Annotated in this window: 18 protein-coding genes; 8 read left to right on the forward strand and 10 right to left on the reverse strand. The window is 66.7% G+C overall.

Going from position 1 to position 20,247, the window contains the following annotated elements; translation table 11 throughout:
* The 5 genes from VFW45_13060 to VFW45_13080 form a co-directional block, all read left to right on the forward strand.
* On the forward strand, positions 1–339 hold a 339-nt coding region (locus tag VFW45_13060), incomplete at its 5' end, for a peptidylprolyl isomerase (protein ID HEU5181712.1).
* 18 nt (positions 340–357) lie between these two features.
* Complete coding sequence (locus VFW45_13065; protein HEU5181713.1) at positions 358–804, forward strand: cytidine/deoxycytidylate deaminase family protein; 447 nt, start codon at positions 358–360, stop codon at positions 802–804.
* On the forward strand, positions 801–1,355 hold the full coding sequence (locus VFW45_13070; GenBank protein ID HEU5181714.1) for a hypothetical protein: 555 nt from the start codon (positions 801–803) through the stop codon (positions 1,353–1,355). Before VFW45_13065 ends, VFW45_13070 begins: the two co-directional genes overlap by 4 nt.
* On the forward strand, positions 1,355–2,860 hold the full coding sequence (locus tag VFW45_13075) for a hypothetical protein (GenBank protein ID HEU5181715.1): 1,506 nt from the start codon (positions 1,355–1,357) through the stop codon (positions 2,858–2,860). The genes VFW45_13070 and VFW45_13075 overlap by 1 nt, the downstream gene beginning before the upstream one ends.
* Before the next feature lie 118 nt (positions 2,861–2,978).
* On the forward strand, positions 2,979–3,488 hold the full coding sequence (locus tag VFW45_13080) for a hypothetical protein (GenBank protein HEU5181716.1): 510 nt from the start codon (positions 2,979–2,981) through the stop codon (positions 3,486–3,488).
* Positions 3,489–3,499: 11 nt separating this feature from the next.
* On the opposite strand, the gene VFW45_13085 is transcribed toward VFW45_13080, so the two are convergent.
* Positions 3,500–4,507 (reverse strand): hypothetical protein, encoded by a 1,008-nt coding sequence (locus tag VFW45_13085; GenBank protein HEU5181717.1) that lies wholly within the window; start codon positions 4,505–4,507, stop codon positions 3,500–3,502.
* 219 nt (positions 4,508–4,726) lie between these two features.
* Between VFW45_13085 and VFW45_13090 the strand changes: the two genes are divergently transcribed.
* Both VFW45_13090 and VFW45_13095 read left to right on the forward strand, forming a co-directional pair.
* Entirely contained in the window at positions 4,727–6,961 is a 2,235-nt protein-coding gene (locus VFW45_13090; GenBank protein HEU5181718.1) for a HEAT repeat domain-containing protein, read from the forward strand.
* Positions 6,958–8,322, forward strand: coding sequence for an HD domain-containing phosphohydrolase (locus VFW45_13095; protein ID HEU5181719.1), 1,365 nt, complete (start codon positions 6,958–6,960; stop codon positions 8,320–8,322). Before VFW45_13090 ends, VFW45_13095 begins: the two co-directional genes overlap by 4 nt.
* A 55-nt stretch (positions 8,323–8,377) precedes the next feature.
* On the opposite strand, the gene VFW45_13100 is transcribed toward VFW45_13095, so the two are convergent.
* The 6 genes from VFW45_13100 to VFW45_13125 all read right to left on the reverse strand — a co-directional run bounded on the left by VFW45_13100 (position 8,378) and on the right by VFW45_13125 (position 14,606).
* Positions 8,378–8,518 carry a hypothetical protein gene (locus VFW45_13100; protein ID HEU5181720.1) on the reverse strand — a complete coding sequence of 47 codons (141 nt, stop codon included), beginning with the start codon at positions 8,516–8,518 and terminating at the stop codon, positions 8,378–8,380.
* 484 nt (positions 8,519–9,002) lie between these two features.
* Entirely contained in the window at positions 9,003–9,890 is an 888-nt protein-coding gene (locus tag VFW45_13105; protein ID HEU5181721.1) for a hypothetical protein, read from the reverse strand.
* A 58-nt stretch (positions 9,891–9,948) separates the two neighbouring features.
* Complete coding sequence (gene wecB, locus VFW45_13110; GenBank protein HEU5181722.1) at positions 9,949–11,037, reverse strand: UDP-N-acetylglucosamine 2-epimerase (non-hydrolyzing); 1,089 nt, start codon at positions 11,035–11,037, stop codon at positions 9,949–9,951.
* Positions 11,038–11,065: 28 nt separating this feature from the next.
* Positions 11,066–12,130, reverse strand: coding sequence for an SGNH/GDSL hydrolase family protein (locus tag VFW45_13115; GenBank protein ID HEU5181723.1), 1,065 nt, complete (start codon positions 12,128–12,130; stop codon positions 11,066–11,068).
* On the reverse strand, positions 12,127–13,236 hold the full coding sequence (locus VFW45_13120) for a hypothetical protein (protein HEU5181724.1): 1,110 nt from the start codon (positions 13,234–13,236) through the stop codon (positions 12,127–12,129). The genes VFW45_13115 and VFW45_13120 overlap by 4 nt, the downstream gene beginning before the upstream one ends.
* Before the next feature lie 8 nt (positions 13,237–13,244).
* On the reverse strand, positions 13,245–14,606 hold the full coding sequence (locus VFW45_13125; protein HEU5181725.1) for a DUF362 domain-containing protein: 1,362 nt from the start codon (positions 14,604–14,606) through the stop codon (positions 13,245–13,247).
* 118 nt (positions 14,607–14,724) lie between these two features.
* Here VFW45_13125 and VFW45_13130 point away from each other — a divergent pair, with 118 nt between their 5' ends.
* A complete protein-coding gene (locus VFW45_13130) occupies positions 14,725–16,137 on the forward strand; it encodes an oligosaccharide flippase family protein (protein ID HEU5181726.1) in 1,413 nt (470 codons plus the stop codon).
* Here VFW45_13130 and asnB read toward each other — a convergent pair.
* From asnB to VFW45_13145, 3 genes are all read right to left on the reverse strand, one after another.
* Positions 16,122–18,026, reverse strand: a complete 1,905-nt coding sequence (asnB, locus tag VFW45_13135; protein ID HEU5181727.1) for an asparagine synthase (glutamine-hydrolyzing) — start codon at positions 18,024–18,026, stop codon at positions 16,122–16,124. The genes VFW45_13130 and asnB overlap by 16 nt on opposite strands.
* Positions 18,027–18,038: 12 nt before the next feature.
* Positions 18,039–19,460: a sugar transferase gene (locus tag VFW45_13140; GenBank protein HEU5181728.1), complete on the reverse strand. Its 1,422-nt coding sequence runs from the start codon at positions 19,458–19,460 to the stop codon at positions 18,039–18,041.
* Positions 19,454–20,247 (reverse strand): WecB/TagA/CpsF family glycosyltransferase (locus VFW45_13145; protein HEU5181729.1); only part of this gene is annotated, 794 nt, incomplete at its 5' end. The genes VFW45_13140 and VFW45_13145, both read right to left, overlap by 7 nt.

Here is a 20,247-nt window from a genome sequence, read left to right on the forward strand (position 1 = left end):
ATCCAGGGAGGCGACCCCAACAGCAAGACTCCGGACACCGCCAGCTGGGGGATGGGAGACGGCCCGCGCAAGCTCAAGGCGGAGTTCAGCTCGCCGGAGAAGGCCAGCCACGTGCGCGGCATGGTGTCGATGGCGCGCTCCCAGGATCCCGATTCCGCCTCCTGCCAGTTCTTCATCGTGCAGGCCGACTCCAAGTTCCTGGATGGTAAATACTCGATCTTCGGCAAGGTGCTCTCGGGCATGGAGGTGGTCGACGCCATCGCCAATTCCCCCAGGGGCCAGAACGACCGTCCGGTGCAGGACATCGTCATCAAGAAGGCATCCATCAAGAAGGGTTAGCTCTCTCGAGCGCGTCACATGACCCAGCGCAAGCGCGTCGGATGGGACCACTACTTCATGAACATCGCCCGCCAGGCGGCGACGCGCTCGACCTGCGACCGGAAGTTCGTCGGGGCGGTCATCGTGCGGGACCGGACGATCCTGTCCACCGGCTACAACGGGTCGATCCGCGGCATGCCCCACTGCGACGAGGTGGGGCACGACCTGGAGAACGGCCACTGCGTCGCCACCATCCACGCCGAGGCCAATGCCATCCTGCAGGCCGCCAAAAACGGCGTGAACATCGGCGGATCGGAGATCTACACGACCGCCAGCCCCTGCTGGAACTGCTTCAAGATGATCGCCAACTCCGGCATCCGGCGCATCTTCTACGGCGAGTTCTACCGGGATGAAAAAAGCATCCGCATCGCCCGGGAGATCGGCATCGAGCTGATCCACCTGCCGCCCGACGAGGAGGCGCCGTGAAATCGGCCCCGGCGCTGCTGGCAGCCACCGATTCCCTTTCCGCGCGGCTGCTCCCCGCCCTGCAGGCGGCCGGCTTCGAGGTCACCTGCGTGGCGCCGCAGCAGGCGAGCCCCGAGCGCGTCCATCAGATGGATCCGCGCGTCCTGATCCTGGAGTGCTCGGACGGCGCAGAGGCTGCCGAGCCCCAGGCTTTCTGGGAGGGACGCGAAATGGACGCCCATCTCCCGATCCTGCTGCTGCGTCCCGACGGCGCGACAGCCCTCCGGCGCGGGGCGCTCGACGAGCCGCTGGAGGAGGTCGCTGTCACCGCCGACCCGGGAGAGATCGCCGCACGAGCCAACGGATTGCTCAAGGAGGCGCTGATCCGGGTTTTCCGCAAGACGTTCCATGACATGAGCCAGCCCCTTACCATCGTCCGGGCCCTGTCGACCAAGGCCCTCAAGCTCTCTTCCCCGGCGCTGAACCTCGACGCCACGCTGCAGGAGCTCGATCGCCAGGTGGACCGGATCTTCCGGGTCGCCGAGGACCTGCAGAGAAAACGGCTGGAATAATGAAGCGACGACACGCCCCCCTGGCCGCCGAGGAGCTTTCCAAGCGCTGCGAAGCCTACCTCGAGGCGGTGAACCGTGAGGAGTACCTGTTCGCCTCCGGCCTGAAGTCGGAGACCGATCTTCCCGACATCGAGGCGGAGTACGCCGATCTACCCACCGCCGACTCGGTGATGGCGGCGCGCCAGGCGCTCGACAAGGCGAGCGGCGACCAGGCGCAGCGGCTGATCAACCTGCTGAATCTTCTGATCGACCTGCTCATCGAGAGCCACGCCGCACCGTTCCAGAACCGGCTCTACGCCCAGCAGGGGAAAGCCTCCCTCAAGATTCAGAAGAAGACGATGCCGTTCCGCAAGAGCCAGGCGGCGCTGGCGGCCGAGCCCGACCGCCTGGTGCGGCTGCTGATCGGCAGCGAGCAGCATCGCGTCTTCGCCAAGTGCAACACCATCCTTCTCGAGAGCCTCAAGGCCACCCACGACCTCTCCGGCCGATTGAACAAGGGGGGCCACATCCCCTTCTGCTCGCGCCGGCTGGGCGTGGACTTGAAAGGCCTGGGTGACGCCGCCGGCAAGCTGCTCGCCGACACCAAGGACATCTACGTCGAGATGATGGAGAGGATGGCGAAATCGCGCCTCGGCCTGGCGCTGGACGACCTGCGGCGCGAGGACATGGCCTTCCTGCTGGGAGGCGCCGAGTTCGACCCCCTTTTTCCGGAAGGCGACATGGCGGCCGTGGCTGAGGATCTCTCGAAAGGGCTCGGCCTCGATCCCACGGCCAACGGGCGGGTGGCGTACGACCTGGAGGAGCGCGAGGGGAAATCGCACCGCTCCTGCGCCTATCCGATCCGCATTCCGGAAGAAATCGTGGTCGCCCTGCGGCCCAAGGCGGGTCACGCGGCGCTGCGCCAGTTCGTGCAGCAGGTGGGCGAGGCGATGCATCGGGCCCATGTCGAAGCCTCTCTCCCCTTCGAGTTCCGCAGTCTGGCCGCTCCCTCGGTGATCCAGGCCTCCGGACATCTCTTCTCGCAGGTGCTGCTGGAGCGGGAGTGGCTGGCCGCGCGCCCCGGGGTCTCCTCCCATCTCGAGCCGCTGCGGCAGATCCTGGCGCTGAAGGAGGTCTATTTCATCCGGCTCCTCGCCACCCAGTTCCGCTACGAGCTGGTCCTGCACGCCGACGAGTCTTTCGAGCGCAAGGACGTGATCTTCTCCGACATGATCCAGGAGCATTGCTCGGTGCACTTCGCCCCCGAGGCCTACCTCTACTTCACCGACTTCCACTTCAACTCGGCGGTCTACCTGCGCGGCATGCTGCTGGAGACGCTGCTGCGCCGCCGGCTGAAGGAGCGCTTCGGAGAAACCTGGCGGCGGCGCAAGGAAGCGGGAGGGTTCCTGAAAGACCTCTGGAAGGGTGGCGGAAGGATCTCGCATGCCGACGCGCTGGAGCGCCTCGGCGGCCGCGAGTACGACTTTACGCCGCTCGTCGAAGACATGAAGTCTCTGCTCGCCTAAACACGGCCAGGTCCTCGGTTACAACTTCCCTCATTGAAACGAGTCGGTTGACTCGGCGGGTAGCGGGCCTATATTCCCCATGGGCCATCGGAGCGCCCTTTATTGTCACAGGGGATCCATGTCTTCCCAAGCACAACCCGCCTTCCAGACCTCCGACGATCTGTTCCGGCGCGGCATCGAGTCGCTGGAGGGCAAGCATTACCAGCAAGCCATCAAGTTGATCCAGGCCGCCATCGAGCTCGACCGGCAGGAGAGCACCGCCAGCGGCGTGAAGATGCGACACCTGTCCTACCTCGGGCTGGCGCTCAACCTGTCGCAGGGTCGCTCGGAGGAAGGGCTGAAGCTGTGCGAGCAGGCGGCGCGGCGGGAGTTCTTCGACGCCGACCTGTTCTGCAATCTCGGCATCGCCTACCTGCGCAACCGGCAGAAGAAGCCGGCCTTCGAAGCCTTCCGCAAAGGGCTGGCCCTCAAGCCCGGGCATCGCCGCATCAAGGAGGAGATGAACCGGCTGGAGCGCCGCAGCCGGCCCGTGTTCCGCGGCCTGCCCCGCAATCACAGCCTGAATGTCTTCTTCGGGAAGCTGCGCTACCGCATGGGATCGCTCTTCTCGGGCTCCGACGAAGAATAAGCCGCCTTCTGCTACCTGCCCGATCCCGCGGCCGGCTCCGCGGTCCGCTCCATTTCCGATTCGAGCTTCTTGACCATCTCGGCGGTCATCTTCAAGCGCACATGGACCTGGTCCCCCTCGTGGCTGACGCGCAGGGCGTCCATCACCTTGTCCAGCTCGGGATGGCTCGCCCCCGAGCCGAGCCTGGCGAAGCCGACGATCCCCTTCAGAGTGTCGGCCAGGCTGCGGGCGCGTATCGGCGAGTCGCTGCCGATGAGCAGATCGAGCGCCATGTCCTGCTCGAGGGTCGCCGCCAGGCTGGCCGAGACCACCGACTCGAGGCCGCCCGCACGGATGCCGCCCGGGCCCACGCCGAAGCCGCTGCCGCTCACGCGGCGCAGCGCCTGACCGTCCAGCAGCGCCCAGATCTGCGCTTCGGCAGGAAGGCCCGGCATCATCTTCTTCATGAGCGGATTGCCGGCGAGAGAAGCTTTCCCCTTGTCGCGAGTGTCGAGGATGGCGCGCAGCGAGTCCGCCTTACCCAGCGCAATCGTGCCCTCATCGACCGGAGTGAGTGAGACATCCCCCACCTCGGGGACGACCGCCAGGCTGTAGATCGTCCACTTGCCGTAAGGCTCCGCCGCCATCCGCGAGGAGGGCTCCGCCAGCCCCTTTTGCATCTTCGGCAGATCGAACCTGCCGCGCAGCAGTGCCGACCATTCCCCTCCTTCGCCGCGCGGCCGGCAAGCCAGCATCACTCCATCCACATCCTTCTCCGGATCGATGCCGAGGCGGCGCAGGAAGGTCTTGGCTTCGATGAAATGCTCCGAGCCGGCGGAAGCCGAAGCGTCCCAGTCGCGGTACAGGGGCGACCGCTTCAAGGCGATCGTGTCGGCGTAGGCGACGAAGAAGACATCGCCCGGCAGGTAGGAAAGGTCGGGTGTCGGCCGGGCCGGGGCCGCCTTCTTCCAGCAACCCACCAGCAAAACCAACCCGACCATGGTGGTGCAGAGCTTGTTGGGAATGGAATGTTTAGTCATTTGTTTCCAGAAAGATAACATCGTTCCAAAGCTTGCTTTGCATCCCCCCCGGGCGGGGCCTGGGGAGATTCCACAAGCTTCGCACCACCATGGGGGGATTACTATATTCGGATCAGTGGCCCACCATACGGGCGATTTCCTCTCCGATGGCCTCCCCCACCTGCCGAACCTATATTTCCACGGTCGCGATGCCCCGGTCGCGACGGAGCGCCTAAGTCGATGCCCTTCAATGCCCAGGACCCGGTCGAGCCGATCAGCCGGGTCATCCGCGAACTGTCGACCGCCACCAAGGTGGTGTCTTTCTATTCCTCCGACAACCCGGCGGTGCGTGTGGCAGTGGACCGAGTCCATCACCTTCTCGGATTACTGTTCAACCGGGAAACCGAGCTGTCTATATCCTTCGGAGAGGCCGGCATCATGCATCGCGGGGCCTATCTCCCCGACTCCGATCCCGTCCTGAGAGGTTTCTCCTCGTTCCTGCTGAACCGCGGCATCGCGCGTCTGACGCTTCGCCGCGGGCTGGACACCGCCACGCTGACCGATTTCCTGCGCCTGCTCGGCAGCGATCCGCGCACCCTCGGGTCGACGGGAGGGCTGGCCCGCCAGCTGGCCGATCGGCGCATCAGCACCATTACCCTGGAGGAGATCGATCTCGAGAGGATCCTGGCGTCGGAGGTGGAGTCGATCCCGGGAGAAGGTGCGGCCACCGAGGAAGAGCGTGGCGCCTGGAAGACGCTTCTCGCTTCCTACCTGCTGGAGGGGGCGAAGACCGCGCCCGCCGGCGTGCGCGCCCTGCTCCGCAGCCTGGCTTCGGAGCCGGGGCGCCTGCGTGAATGGCTGGAGCACCCGATGGTCGGCTCCTCGCGCGACCTGCCGAAGCTGATGCAGCGCCTTGCGCAGGAAGTGGGCCGCGAGACGCCGGAGAGTCTCGAGGCGCTTTCCGGTCGCCTGGCCGAAGCCCTGCCCGTCCTCGCGGGGCGCCTGCGCATGGACCTGATGCTCGTCAAGGCGCCGGTCGGAGCGGACCAGGGGGACCTGATGGAGCTGACGGCCGCACGCCTGTCGGAAACGGGCGTGGCCGACCTGATCGGGTCGTTCGTGAAGGCGGAGCGCCAGCTCAGCCCGCGTCTGTTCGCCGCCTGCGCCCGCGTCTTCTCGGTGCGCGGCAAGACCGCCCCCTATTTCGGCGACATCACCGCCGCGATCGCGGCCGCGGCCGAGGACGGTGTCGAGCTGGATCGGGTCTGGCAGTCGCTGCAGGGACTGCTGGTGGAATCGGACCAGGAATATCTCGCCGAGACCGCCCATGCCACCCTCGAAGAGGCGGAGCGCCATCTGGGCCTGGACGCCCCGCTGCGCCAGGCGCTGGAGGCCGACGAAGGGTTCGTTGCGGCCTTCGCGCCGGAAGCGATCTCGGATCATGCCTGCCGCGTGATCATGGGCGCGCTCGATGCCGAGAAGGACGCGGCGCGTATCGAGTCGTTGCGCGACGATCTCGAGCGGCGCGCCCGGCGCATGTCGGGACGCGAGAGAATGGGTCTGCTGGCCGATACGGTGCGCTCGATCTCCGAGCTGCGCGGCGAGGACCACAAGGCGCCGGGGCGCTTCGGCATGGACCGGCGGGTCCGCTCGGTGGTCGAGCAGATGGTGCGCGTCTTTCGCACCGACTTCGAGCACCTGACCGAAGAGCAGAAGAGCCGCGCCGGGATCGAATTCAAGGAGCTGGGAGGCATCGCCGCGCCGGTGCTCACCGACGCCCTGAGCGAAGAGGAGAACTGGGAAGTCCGCCGCGGCATCATCGCGGTGCTCTCCTCCCTGGGACGGGCCGCCATGCCGGTGCTGTTGAAGCGGCTGGATGATTCCTCCTGGTTCCTGGTGCGCAACGTGGCGCTGCTGCTCGGCGAGATCGGCGGCCAGAGCCTGGTGGAGCCGCTGGCGGGGCTGCTCATGCATCCCGAGCCGCGCGTGCGTCGCGAGGCGGCGGGAGCGCTGGGGAAGATAGGCGGCTCGCGGGCCATCGCCCACCTGCGCAAGGCGATCCTCGATCCGGAGGTGTGCACGGTGGCGGCGCGGGTCCTGGGCGAGATCGATCGCGAGAATACCGTGGCCCTCTTCTCCAAGCGGCTGGCGCGCACCGGCCGGATGATCTCCGACGGGCGCGCCGCCCGCGACGCAATCGCCATCCTCGGGGAGATGGAGGCGGCGGAAGCGGTCCCGCTCCTGAGCCGCATCCTGCTGCGCGGCTTCTGGCTGCCCCTGTCGACCGGCGACACGCTGCGCACGCAGGCGGCCCAGGCGCTGTACCGCATCGGGACGGACGAGGCCATCGACGCCCTGCGCGCCGGCGCCAAGAGCGCGCGCCGCGTGGTCCGCGACACCTGCACGACTCTGACGAGCGGCGGTGAGCCGCCTGTCGATCCTCCCGACTTGCCCGCCTCGGAGGCCGCGGCATGAGCTCAGCGCCCGATTACCTGGAGCTGGTGCGCAACCTGATCTCGGCGCTCAACGGCCGGCGCAACCATCCGGCCCACCATCCGGCCTTCGAGCGCAGCCTCGCCCGGCTGGAGCAGTCGCTGCACAACCTGATGGTGAGCCGCGACGAGATCCAGCTGGGCGTCCTCGGTGACCACCTGCTCGCCGACGGCCTTCCCTGGGAGGAGCAGGAAGAGCCGCTCTCGCACCTCTCGCGCGAGCTGCGCTCCCACGGCATCGACAAGCTGACCTTCCAGCGCGGCTTCACCCGCACCGATCTCGGCAGCCTGCTCGAGGTCCTGGCGGGAGATCGCGCCACCGTCCGGTCGGTCTCGTCCTCCGCCGCTGCCCAGGACCTGCTGGCCGGACGCGGAGTCAGCCGGATCCGGGTCGGGCGGCACGAGACGACGGGAAAGACGGAGCTAGCCGAGGAGGAAATCACTCCGGAGGCGCGCGCCTATCGCGACACCGTCGACGGACTGGAAGAAGCCATGGATTGCGCCCGCGGCGGCCGGTTCCTGCGCACCCGCCAGCTCCTGACGCTGGTGGAGGGGCTGATGCAGCACCTGGCGCGCGACCCGGCGCCGCTGCTGATGCAGACGGCCCGCCGCAAGCCGCCCGAGTATGCCGCCACCCACGTCGTGAACGTCGCCATTTTGACGATGGCTCAGGTCCAGGCCCTCAGCTCGGATGCGGAGGTGATCCGCGAGTATGGCGCCGCCGCCCTGATGCACGATCTCGGGAAAGTGAGGATCCCGGCGGAGATCCTGGAGAAGCGCAGCCGTCTGAGCGAGGCCGAGGTCGAGGTCCTCCGCCGCCACCCGGTCGACTCGCTGCACCTGCTGCGCGAGACCCCGGGAGTGGGGGACCTGGCGCTCGTGGTGGCCTTCGAGCACCACCGGCGCTTCGATTTGTCGGGCTATCCGGTGCTTCCGCGTCCCCTGCCGCAGCACTTCGCCAGCCGCCTCGTGGCCCTGGCCGACGCCTACGACGCGATGCGCAGCGATCGCAGCTACCAGCGCGAGATTCCTCCCGAGCAGGCGCTCGACATCCTCCGCCAGCAGTCGGGCAAGCTGTTCGATCCGGTCCTGGTCCGATTGTTCATCCGGATGGTAGGGGCTTTTCCGCCGGGCACGCGCATCCGCCTCGACACGGGGGAGGAGGCGGTCGTGGTGAAGGCCAATCCTTCCGATCCCCACCGGCCGATCGTCCGCCTGGAAGAGAGGGTCTCCGATGCGGAGGACCGCTTCCGCCTGGTGAATCTCGGCGAGCGGGACCCCAAGACCGGCGCCTACCGGCGCTCCGCCATCTGCTCCCTTCTCGACTTCGCGCACCGCGGCTGAGAGGCCGTCCGGACCTATCCCTTCCGGTCTTTCGCTGAACCCTGCCCGGGCTCTTTCAGGACTGGGCAGGCCCCGGCTTGCACTGCGAGGGGCCTTTGATGCAGCTCACGGCCCGCGCCTCGACCTGCTCGCTATGGATGATGGCGGGTGCGTGGTACGGCTTCTTCTCGGTTGCGGGCGCGGACGGGTGCCTCATCTTGCCTCCAGAGGGAGTGAATGGAGATGCTGTGGCGAGACCGGGATTGGGGAAGGCAATGCGGGTGAGGCGACGGGACCGGGAGGATGGCGGTAGGGTGGAATGGAGAATCTCCGGGACCTGGAAGGCGGGAAACGAGCCGGGCTCACGGCCGCGTCGCGAAAAGATCGGCGCGACGGCGGACGCTTCGCCAGGAGGCGGGTCGACAGACGGAGCCAAAGGGCCTTTCGGGAGGATCGGTCCCGCAACGCCGGTAACTCTCCGCCTTCTTCCCAACCCGATCGGTTTGCCCGCATCAGGCAAGTTCGGCAGCAAGTAACCCCACTGCGTGTATGCCCTGCCGGCGGTCGGTCAGCCTGCCGTCCCGGCGCGAAGGTTGGGAGCCGCGCCGGAAGGCGCGCGTAATCTGACCTGATCCGGAGATCTTGTCAAGGCCCCGGCGCGGGGCACCTTCTGCCTTCCTCACCTCATCTTGGGCATGGACTCACAGCTTGCGCTTTCGATACACGTGGGAGTTCGAGAGTGAGTATTCTCTCATCTCACGAACGCCAAGCAGCATTCTGGAAACACGGCTCGGCAATCTTGCAATCAATTTGCGTAGGAATCTGTCTTCCTTCCTGAGGCCTTCCCCACGCCACGCAACGAGGTAGTCGCTTTGCAAAGGTGGAACCTTGAACAGCTCCCGGTCACTGAGCTTCTTCGCTTCCACTCTCATGATGACGGGCTTATTCGATACCAAACCCACCCGGCGGCCGACAAGCATCGGATCCGCTATCTCGTAGGCCGCTCCGGAGTGCGGCGTTCTTTCAACAGAGGGGAACATGGCTTTGCAGAAGAAAACTCTCTGGAGCTGAAATCCATTCTCCTCCGAGAAGACTCGAAACATCAGCTCGGGGCTGAATTGATAGAAACCGTGACCGCACAGGTTGTTCGCTGGGCATGCGATGAAAATGCTCCCCCCCACTTTCAACATCTTCATGAGGCTCGAGATCGCGTTGGGAAAGTTGAACACATGCTCGAGGGAGCCGCCATCGATGATGGCATCGAACCGGTTCCACAGATCACGGGTTACCGGCTCATTGAGATCCTGAATAAGATCAGCGCCTTCATATTGGGAATAGTCGAGAATCCTCAACAACCTGACTCCCAGGAAATCCCGGAGAAACTGATCCGAAGGATCACCGAAGACGTAGTTGACCAAGGCCTCGTTCACGGAATCCGGGAATCTTTCCTTGTAAAGCCGCTTCAGGGTTCTGGTTTCTGCGGGATGGAGAAAAAGGACCTGGTGGCCTACGGTCAGGGTAGTGTCGAACGAAAGCCCCCTGGTTCGGGCATCCAAGAGGACCTTGGCGTCCGCGTAGCAAATCCCCATGTTCTTCCCCCAAGCTGGGACAGATACCGCTTTGTGGGGACGGCGGGAGGGAATCCGATCAGTCGGGCAGCCCGATCCGGCGCAGGTGCGCGACGATCCGCTCGGAGGCCCGCCCGTCCCAGAGCTCCGGCACCGCGGTGGCGCGGCGCTCCCCATCCAGCGCCCTTTCGGCCGCCGCCAGAATCCGCTCGGTGTCGTTGCCCACCAGGACGTTGGTGCCCTCGCGCAGCGTCACCGGCCTCTCGGTGTTGTCCCGCAGCGTCAGGCAGGGAACGCCCAGGACGCTGGTCTCCTCCTGGATGCCGCCCGAGTCGGTCAGGACCAGCCGCGCGTTCTTCTCGAGATGGATGAAATCGATGTAGCCGATCGGGTCGAGGGTGCGGATCCCCGCCGCCTGCGTGGAGACACCGAACTCTTCCAGCATCTTGCGGGTGCGCGGGTGGATCGGGAAGACGATGGGGAGACGGCGAGACAGGATTTCCAGCGCCGCGAAGATGCGCTTCAGCGGGGCCACGTCGTCGACGTTGCTCGGACGGTGCAGCGTGAGGAGCGCGTAGTCGCGCGGCAGGCGCAGCTGCGCGCGGATCGGGGATCGGTCGACCTTCCCCTGGAACCGCAGCAGCGTGTCGATCATGACGTTGCCCACGAAGAAGATGCGGCTCGGCTCGGCCCCCTCGCGCAGGAGGTTCTCGTCGGCATCGCGGCTGGTCGTGAAGTGGTAGGTCGACAAGGCGTCGGTCACGATCCGGTTGATCTCCTCGGGCATGCTTCGATCCCAGCTCCGCAATCCCGCTTCAACGTGAGCCACGGGGACGCCCGCCTTCGCCGCCACGACGCTGCAGGCGAGCGTGGAGTTCACGTCGCCGACCAGGAGGACCAGGTCCGCCGGGTCCTGCTCCAGCACCGCTTCGAAGGCCACCATCACCTTGCCCGTCTGCGACGCCTGGCTGCCGGAACCGACCCCCAGGTGCAGATCGGGCGAGGGAATCTCCAGGTCGTTGAAGAAGACCTCCGACATCTCCGGATCGTAGTGCTGCCCCGTGTGGACCAGGACGGGACGCATCTCCGGGTGTCGCAGCATCTCCCGCATCAGCGGGGCAATCTTCATGAAATTGGGGCGCGCGCCCACCACGCAGTGGATCTTCAATCGTCCTCCTGTCAGCCCTGCCCTGCCGCTACGATCCCGGCGCCCCGGCCGAGGTGGGCGTCAGGCCTGCGACAATCCCCGCCAGGCGCTCTCCCAGGACCCGGTGAGCTCTGGTCCCCCACAGGTGTCCTTCGGGAGAAGCGTAATCCTGCTCCCCCTCGAGCCAGTCGGCCGCGTCAAAGAAGCGCAGCTGGCCTTCAGCTTCCAGCTGCCTCACCTTCTCCTCGATTCTCGGAAACTCCCGGAGCTGCCCATTGACCGTGACGAGCAACAGCCGCACTCCTCGGGCATGAAGGTCCCGCGCGAAGGCCTCGAGGAGCTGCGCGTGGTTCGTCTCGTCCAGCCCGGCCGTCGCGCCGTCCTTTGCCAGGTCCGCACGGCTCCTTTCGATCACGCGTCCTGCCATGAGGCGATACAGCCGATCGCGCACGAGATTGTAAATCTGGCTCTTCTGGATCAGCGAGCGGGAGAGGAAGTCCTTGATTCGGAACACCCCGGCGTGCGAGTCGTGGAACACGAAGCGGCCGTCGCGCAGCTGGGCCACCGGACATTTCAGGTTGTCCTCGGGGTCGTTGGCGGAGAACTGCAGGATCACGACCCGCGGATCGTAGAGGGCACCGAAGTCGTAATAGCGGCGGATCTCCTGGGTCAGCCCCCAGCCTCCCAGGGCCAGGTTCAGCACGTGCGCCGCCCCATGGAGGTCCCGCTCCAGGACCTCGGAATACTCCTCTCCGTCCGCCACTCCGGCGCCGAACGAGTAGGAATCCCCGAGTACGACGATGAGCGGCTTCGCGTCGCTGCGCGGCAGGGAGAGCCGCGGTCCGCGGTTGCCGTCGGCGTTGATGGTGTAGACGAACCGCCAGCGGCCCGGCCTCTCATGCACCATCCGGGCGCCCGGATAGGCGGTCGTGCAGTAATGCGGCGAATAGGCCCAGCGGGGCGACAGAGTATCTTGAGGATAGAAGAGACGAAGCACGATCTCCAAAATGGCGATTGCGGCCACCGTGGAAGCGGTGAGCGCAAGACAGCCGTAGAGCCGAAGCTTGGTCAGAGAGCGGTCGCCGCCCTCTGCGGCGACGCCGGGAGTCCTCAAGTGGGAAGGACTCCTTGAACCGGCGGCCGGGGATCGGCGGCGCGATCCGCGCCTCGCGGCGCGGCCGTGCCAGCTCCCTGCTCTGATTTTCGCTCACGCAGATACTCCGCCACGCTGAGGGCGAATTCTTCCTCGACCCGTGAGGCACCGTCAATCGGCTGCCATGCCGTCGGAGAGCGCTCGAAATGAAACGGGGCCTCGTCGATGGTCGTGGTGCCGAAGTAGACCGCCTGGAACTCGAGGAGATGGAGCCGGTCCCCATCGACGGCGATGTCGAGCGAAATCTGCGGGACCTCGAAGCCTGCGAAAACCGCGGAGGCGAAATCGAGCACCTGGGAAGGTACCTCGCGCACGAATTCGAAGCGGCCGCTGCCGCTCGCCCGGAAATCTCCGGTGCGCACGCGGCGCCGCAGGACGTAGTATTTCCTCCCATACACCAGCACCTTCCAGTCGTTGGTGAGGCCCGCGAGAAAAGGCTGCACGATGAAGCGCTTGCGATGCAGCGATTCGCGTCGATATCCCTTGCGTCGGATCCTGCGGCCCAGGTCCCAGAGATCGGTGGGCAGGTGCCGGCTGGAGCTGACCCGGGCGGCACCGCGCAACAGCTCCGACCGGTCGCGGCACAGGATCACGCTTTTCCCCATGTCCCCGGCAGCCGGCTTGACCACGGCGGGGACGGAAAGCTGCGCCATGCGCTGGCGCAGCTCCTCGAGAGTGCCGAACGATCGCGCAGCGAGATCGGAAGCCGCGCCCGGCTTGCGGAGGTCCCGGAGGATCTCCATGAACACCTTGTTGTGGTGGGCCCGCAGGAGCCGGAACGGAGGGATCACCCAGGCCCCGGCGGTTTCGAGGCCCAGGACGATATCCTCGACGAAGGCCTTGTAGTGCAGCGCATGGTCCTGGGCGGAGGTATAGAGGACGGGACGCTGGTGCCAGTTGACGGCGCGGAAATCGACGTCGCAAAAGCTCAGGAAATCGGCCCGCCAGCCGTGCTGCGCGAAGGAGCGGGCCAGAAGGTCCCGGTCGAAGCCGCTGCGATACGGCACCGCCGCGTGCTTGCTTCCGAAATGGCCCTTGTAGTCGGTGAGCAGCGTCACGCCATCCATGTTCTTCCTCACGCCACCCGGGAGGCCGCGGCGAGCTCGATGTGCTCCCGCCAGCCGGCCGGCGGCAGAAAGACCCGCAGAACGGCGAGCGCTTCGATCCCGCAAAGCTCCCGCCCGTCGAGGTGCAGCCGTGCGCTCGCCGGGTCGAAATCTCCCCAGCTCTTCGCTCCAAATTCGCGATGGTGCGCGAGCTGCGGGATTTTCTTCGCGTCGAACCCCATCAGGCGGCTCAAGGCGAAATCGGCCAGGAAAGGATTGTCCGAGATCGCGACGATGCCGGCTTCGACCGGCAATGGCTGGAGGGGACCGTTGCCTTCCCCTGCCGTGATGCCGTCCACCACCGCCAGGTATCTCCTCTGCGGCTCGGAGGCCAGCTCTCCTCCTTCCGGCCGCCCATGGAGAATCACCCGGTTCAGGTCGTAGATCATCCTCCAGATGCTGTCGTTGCCATACCACGATCCGCCGGTCAGCACGAAAGGGCGGCCGATCCGATCGCGGGTCGCTTTCGTCTCCAGACCATACAGCTGCCGGAAACCGCGCCACCCCGTGCGCAGGACTCCGAACACCGGCCGCGAGCGCCCCAGAGCCCAGCGCCGCACCCGCGATTGCAGGACGACCGGCCAGGCGATATCGGGAGGGAACTCGTCTCCGCGCGAGAGGCCCCCCTCGCGATAATGGACGAGATAGGCTTTGTTGACGTTGATTCCCACCACGTTCTTCAAGGCCCCGGTGATCCCTGCCTTCTGATGGGTCTTCATCTTGGCCGCGTTGATGAAGAGATCGCATTCCAGCAGGCTGCGCGCGACTCTGTAGCGGTGGAATCCCTTGCGATGGCTGCTCTTCGTCTCTTCGGGAGAATAATCGGCGACGCGAAATGACGCCGAATCGTCCGAGGTCGCTTCGAGGAAGCTCTGGTGGTCCAGGACGATGTCGGCAAAGCCCTTCGGGTCCCCATGCTCCGCGGAGGGGGGCTCTTCGACCAGATAGCCCTTCACGGATCGCACGCGGCTCGCCCGCAGATCGCGCACGGTGACGCGGGGCCGGGCCAGGCCGCCGAACCGGGCGACGAGCCGCTCGATCCCCGCCTGGTGGACGAGCCGCAGCCAGTCGCAGCTCTGGATCGGCACGTCCGCGACCAGGATCTCCTCGAGATCGGCGTAACGGCGGATGCAGGCCTCGATGATCGAGACGATGAGATCGGTGCTGGTCACCAGGGCCGCGATGGGGAACTCGGGATCGCTCTGGTGGCACACCCAGTTGGGCTTGATGACGATGCGTCGTGTGGCGCCGTCGGGAAGGGCCTCCACCAGCCGATCGGTGAGATCGCGATCGGCTCGTCGCACGGAATGGATGTAGCAAAAACCGCTCACGTCGCTTCGCGACCCTCCTGGCGGGGGAGGCATGCCGCTTCCTCCCCGCCGTTCCCCGGCGGGCCTTAAGTATACAATGTCGCCCGCGCGTGGCCTGGAATCCAGGGGAGCGACCCGTTTGGCGCTGCGAGAAAAAGTCCTGCGAGGAGGCGTCTATCTCTCAGCGCGCGAGGCCATCGGGCTCGTCACGGGGGTCGTCGGGGTCCTGCTGGTGTCGCGCCTCATCGGCCCGACGCAGTACGGACTGTACCGCGGCGCCCTGGAGATCGTCGCCTTCTTCGCCGGCGTGGCGCGCTGGGGCCTCGACGCCTATCTGGTGCGTCGCAAAGACGATCCCACCCGGGAGATCGAGAACCAGGCTTTCTCGCTGCTCCTGGTGGGCTCCCTGGCCTTTGCGGCCCTGGGCTTCCTCTCGCTTCCCCTGCTGGGCCGCTGGCTGGGAGATGCGCGCTACCTTCCGCCGCTGCGATGCCTGCTGGCCGTCCTGCCTTTCACGGTCATCCCGATTCCCGCGGTCGCCCGGCTGGAGCGTGCGCTCGATTACCGCAAGGTGGCCGGATTGGAGACCACCGGCCAGGTCCTGTATCACGCCCTTGCGGTGGTGCTGGCATGGAGGGGGGCGGGACTCTGGGCGCCGGTGGCGGGCTACGTCCTGTGGCAGGTCTGGACGACCGTGGCGAGCTGGGTGCTCGCCGGATACCGCCCCGGTTGGAGATGGTCCGCTTCACTGGTCCGCGAGATGTTCACCTACGGTGCCGGATTTTCCTCGTCTTTCTGGGCCTACAACCTGCGCACCCTGGTGAACCCGCTGGTGGTGGGACGCTTCCTCGGGCCGCAGGCGGTGGGCTTCGTGTCGCTGACCATCCGCCTGGTGGAATCGCTGGGCTTCGTGCGCACCGCAACCTTCCGCCTGTCGCTGGCGGCCCTCGGGCGGGTGCAGCAGGAAACCGATCGCCTGAAGCGCGCCGTGGAGGAGGCGATGGGGCTGCAGGCGATCGCCGTCGGTTTTCCCCTCGCCCTGTTCGCGCTGGCCGCGCCGATCGCGGTGCCGCGCCTGTTCGGCGAGCAGTGGACGCCCGCGCTGCAGGTGCTGCCCTTCATCTCAGCGGGATTCTTCGCGGGCGCCGTCTTCGGGATGCACGCCGCGCTGCTGCACGTCACCGGCAGAAATCTTCTGGTAACCCGGGCCAACATTGTTCATTCGGCGCTGTTCGGTCTGGCCGCTTTCATCGCGGTGCCGCGCATAGGACTGTTGGGCTACGGCGCCGCGGAGCTGGCCGCCATGGGCTCCTATATCCTGCTCCATCGGAGCGTGAGGCGGTTTGTCGCCATCCGCTACGGCAGGGCCCTGCCGTGGATCGTGGCCTTCCCGCCGATCCTGTTCGTGCCGCTGGCACTCTGGCCCTGGAGCCTCGCCCTCCTTCTTCCCGCATGCGCGGTGATCGCACGGTCCCGTCCGCGCGGCCAGATCCGGGAGGTTTGGGCTCTTCTGTGGAAGCCGGCGCCCGGAGGGAATCAGGTGAGGGCCTGAAAGCGGACCGGCGCTGAGTGAGAGAGATCTGCCCGCGCGCCGGGAAAGGCTCGATGCCAGAGCTCGAAGGCCAGCAGCGCGAAGAGCTGGCGCCGCCGATCCCGCCTTCCCTGCTCCTGCTCGCGGATGAGCCGGGCGATTTCCTCCCGCCTGCAATAGCCCGCTGCCGCGGAATCGGCCGCCATCAGCCACCCCATGCCCGGAGCCTCCGGCGAGGAGCCCATCCAGGTTGCATCGGGAGGGGCGAAATTGCGCTTCGGACGATTCAGAATCGAGGGCGGCAGGAGGCGCGAGAGGGACCGGCGCAACACCCGCTTGGGACGCAGCAGCCCCACCCGCCAGCGGGCCGGAATCCTCTCCACGAAGCGCAGAAACTCCAGGTCCAGGAACGGGACGCGGACTTCGAGCGACTGCGACATGGCGATCTTGTCCCCATAGAGCAGCAGGTCGTCCGCCAGGCTGAAGCGCGCATCCAGATAGAGGAAGCGCGCCAGCGGATCCAGGTGCTCGCTGCCCCGCAGCACCGGCAGGAGGGCGGCCTGCAGGAAATCGGGATCGGGCGCCCGGCCGCGCAGCCGGCGCGCCTCCTCGGCCGGGAAGAGGGTGAGCGCCTCGACCATGCGGCGCACCGGATCGCGGATGCCGAACACCCGGCTCGAGCGCTGCAGCCTGTCGGACCGGGGGCGCAGCGCCGCCGCCCAGCGGGCCGGACGCTCCAGCGCCGGCCCGTAAGGCGCTGAGGCGAGTCTTTCACCGAGGTGCCGTGGATAGCCCCCCAGCGGCTCGTCCGCCCCCTGCCCGCAGAGAACCACCTTGTGCTGCTTTGCCGCCAGCGCGCAGAGCGCCGCGTAAGGGGCGACCGAAGAGGTTCCCACCGGCTCGTCCAGGGAGTAGGCGCAAGGCACCAGCCAGGATCGGTAGTCGGAGACGCTCAGCGTCACGTGGCAATGCTCGACCCCGAAGCGCCGGGCCGTCCGGGCGGCCGCGACGACCTCGTCTTCGCGCGAGGAGTCCGCGAACCCGACGGTGTAGGCGCGCATCCCGGCGGAACCCGTTTCGGCGGCGAGCGACAGCACCGCCGCCGAATCGATGCCGCCGCTGAGCAGCACTCCGATCGGGACATCTCCCATGAGCTGGCGCTGCACCGCCGCGCGCAACCGTGGCAGCAGCTCCTCCTCCCATTCGCGGGGTCCGGGGCGTAGATCAATCTCCGGCGGCGGAAGGGCGAAGCGCCTCAGGTGCGCCGGCTGCCCCGCCACCTTGACGAGCATCTCGCCGGGGCCGAGCTTTTGAAAACCGCGGAAAAGGGTACGCGGCGAGGGAACGAAGCGGAAGGCGAGATAGAGATCAAGGGCCTCCTCGTCCACCTCGATAGTGGCATCGGGGAGGCTCAGGAGGGCCTTGATCTCGGAGGCGAAGGCAAAGCCGTCGGGGAGCTCCCGGTAATACAGCGGCTTCACGCCCAGCGGGTCCCGGGCGAGCAGGAGCAGGCGCCGGGCGACGTCCCAGATCGCCACGGCGAAGATGCCGTTCAGCCGGGCGAGAAACCCGGGTCCGGCTTCCTCATAGCCGTGGACCAGGACCTCGGTGTCGGTCCGGGTCGCGAAACGATGGCCTCGCTGCTCCAGCTCGGCTCGCAGCTCGCGGTAGTTGTAGATCTCACCGTTGAAAACGACCTGGACGCTGCCGGTCTCGGAGCCGATCGGCTGGCGCCCGCCCTCCAGGTCGACGATGCTGAGGCGGCTCGATCCCAGCGCGGCGAAGCGGTCCAGGAAGAAGCCTTCGTCGTCCGGGCCGCGATGCGCCTGGCGCCGGGCCATCCCGCGGACCCATTCCGCGGCCTCCTCCGGCAGCCCTTCATCGCGCACCAGGCCACAGAGGCCGCACATCAGGGAACCTGCCTACTTCGCGCCGCGCGCGAAAAGCACCGCCGGAATGGTTCGAAGGAGGATCTTGACGTCTTGCGAGATCGACCAGTTGTCGATGTACTCCATGTCGAGCTTCATCCATTCGTCGAAATCGACCTGGTTGCGGCCGCGTGTCTGCCAGAGGCAGGTGAGCCCCGGCTTCATGCTCAGGCGGCGGCGGTGCCAGCGCTCGTACTGCTTCACCTCCGAGGGAAGCGGCGGGCGCGGCCCGACCAGGCTCATGTCCCCCTTCAGGACGTTCCACAGCTGCGGCAGCTCATCCAGACTCGTGCGCCGGAGAAATGCTCCGACGCGCGTCACGCGGGGGTCGTGGCTCAGCTTGAACACCGGGCCCGACATCTCGTTGCGCTCCTGGAGAGCGGCCCGCTGCCGCTCGGCGTCGTGGTTCATCGAGCGGAACTTGAGGAGGACGAAGCGCCGGCCGTTCAGCCCCGTGCGCACCTGGCGGAACAGGACGGGGCCGCGCGAGTCGAGCTTGACCAGCAGGGCAATCCCCAGCATCGCCGGCGCGGCGAGCACCAGCGCCGGACCCGAGACCAGCAGGTCCATCAGCCGCTTCAGGAGAATGTCGCCGGCGGCGTGCGGGGTCGACGCCAGGGTCAGGATCGGGATCCCGGAGACCGCGCTCAGGTAGGTCCGGGAGAAGATCGTCTGGGCGAAATCGGCCCGGATGTGGATCTTGATCCCCACTTCCTCGCATTTCAGGATCTGGCGCTCGCACGCCGCCAGCTGATCCAGCGGCAGCGCGAAGATGATCTCGTCGATGATCTCGCAATCCACGATCTCCGCGATGTCCGGCAGATTTCCCAGAACCTTGTGCCGGTCGGCTTGGACGTATTCCTGCCCCGCCCCATTGACGAAGCCGGCCACCCGGAAGCCGAAATCCCTGCTCTCCGTCAGGGCATCTGCCAGGCGCATCGCCCCTTCGTTGATTCCGACGATCAGGACGTTGCGGTAATTGAAGCCCTTGCGCCGGGCCACTTTCTGGAACGTCCTCAGCACCACCTTCTCCAGGAACAGGAAGAGGTAGAAGAGCACCAGGAACAGCCCAAAGAGGGCCCGGCTGAAGTACTTCGCCTGCACCAGGAATATCGCCGCGCCGAGGAACAGCCCTCCCAGGGCCACCGGCTTGGCCACCAGCAGCGGCAGGTCCATCAAAGCGCGGGTGCGCAGCGACTGGTAGATTCCGCTCATGCGCAGCAGGATGTGGAAGGTCGGCAGCGACAGGAAAAGGAGCCACACGAAATTGGACAGGTGCGCGGTGCGCAGGGAAGAATCGAAGCGCGGCAGCAGGTGGAAGCGGATCTGGAAGGCCACCCAGAACGACATGCAGAGAAGCAGCATGTCGGCCAGTGCCACCGCCGCGGCGACCTCCTTGGCCCGCTCCTTCAGCACGAGACGTCCCTCCCGGATCGCCGGATGGCCAGCAGCTCGCGCGCGAAGAGTCCCGCGAAGCGCAGATTCGTCACGAAATAGCGGCCCGCCAGCCGTCGCGGCTCCTGCAGGACGCGATAGCTCCATTCCAGTCCCGAGCGGCGCATCCAGACGGGAGCGCGGCGCGTCTTGCCCGCCAGGAGGTCCAGACCCCCGCCGACGCCCATGGCGAAGGGCACGGCGAGTGTGTTGCGGTGCTCCAGGAGAAACCTCTCCTTGCGTGGAGAAGGCATGCCGACGAACAGGACGTCGGCGGCGCTGTCGCGGATCAGGCCGACGATCCGGCCTTCCTCGACGGTGTCGAAATAGCCGTGGTGGGTCCCCGCCACCAGCACGCCGGGAAATGCCGATTCGATTCGGGATGGGAGAGTCGCGGAGACTTCGGGACTGGCCCCGAGGAGGAAGAATCGCCAGCCGCGCGCCGCGCCCTCCGCCAGCAGGCGAGCCATCAGATCGACGCCCGCCACCCGCTCCGACGGAACGCCGGCCAGCAGCCGCAGCCCCCAGGCAACCGAAGCCCCGTCGGCAGTGAGAAGATCGAAGTCCTCCAGCATCCTGCGCACCTGCGGGTCCCTGCGGGCCTCCACGACCTTCAGCGCGTTGAGGGAGCAGTGGACCATCGGTCGTCGCGCCGCGATGGCCGCCGCCGCGATCGCGGCGGTCTCCTCCAGGGAGATCGCGTCGACCGAGAATCCCATGAAGCTCCGCTTCACGAGGCCGTCCTCCTTTCGGGCACGGTCGATCGATG

The sequence above is a fragment of the Candidatus Polarisedimenticolia bacterium genome, from assembly GCA_035764505.1.
Lineage (GTDB): Bacteria > Acidobacteriota > Polarisedimenticolia > Gp22-AA2 > AA152 > AA152.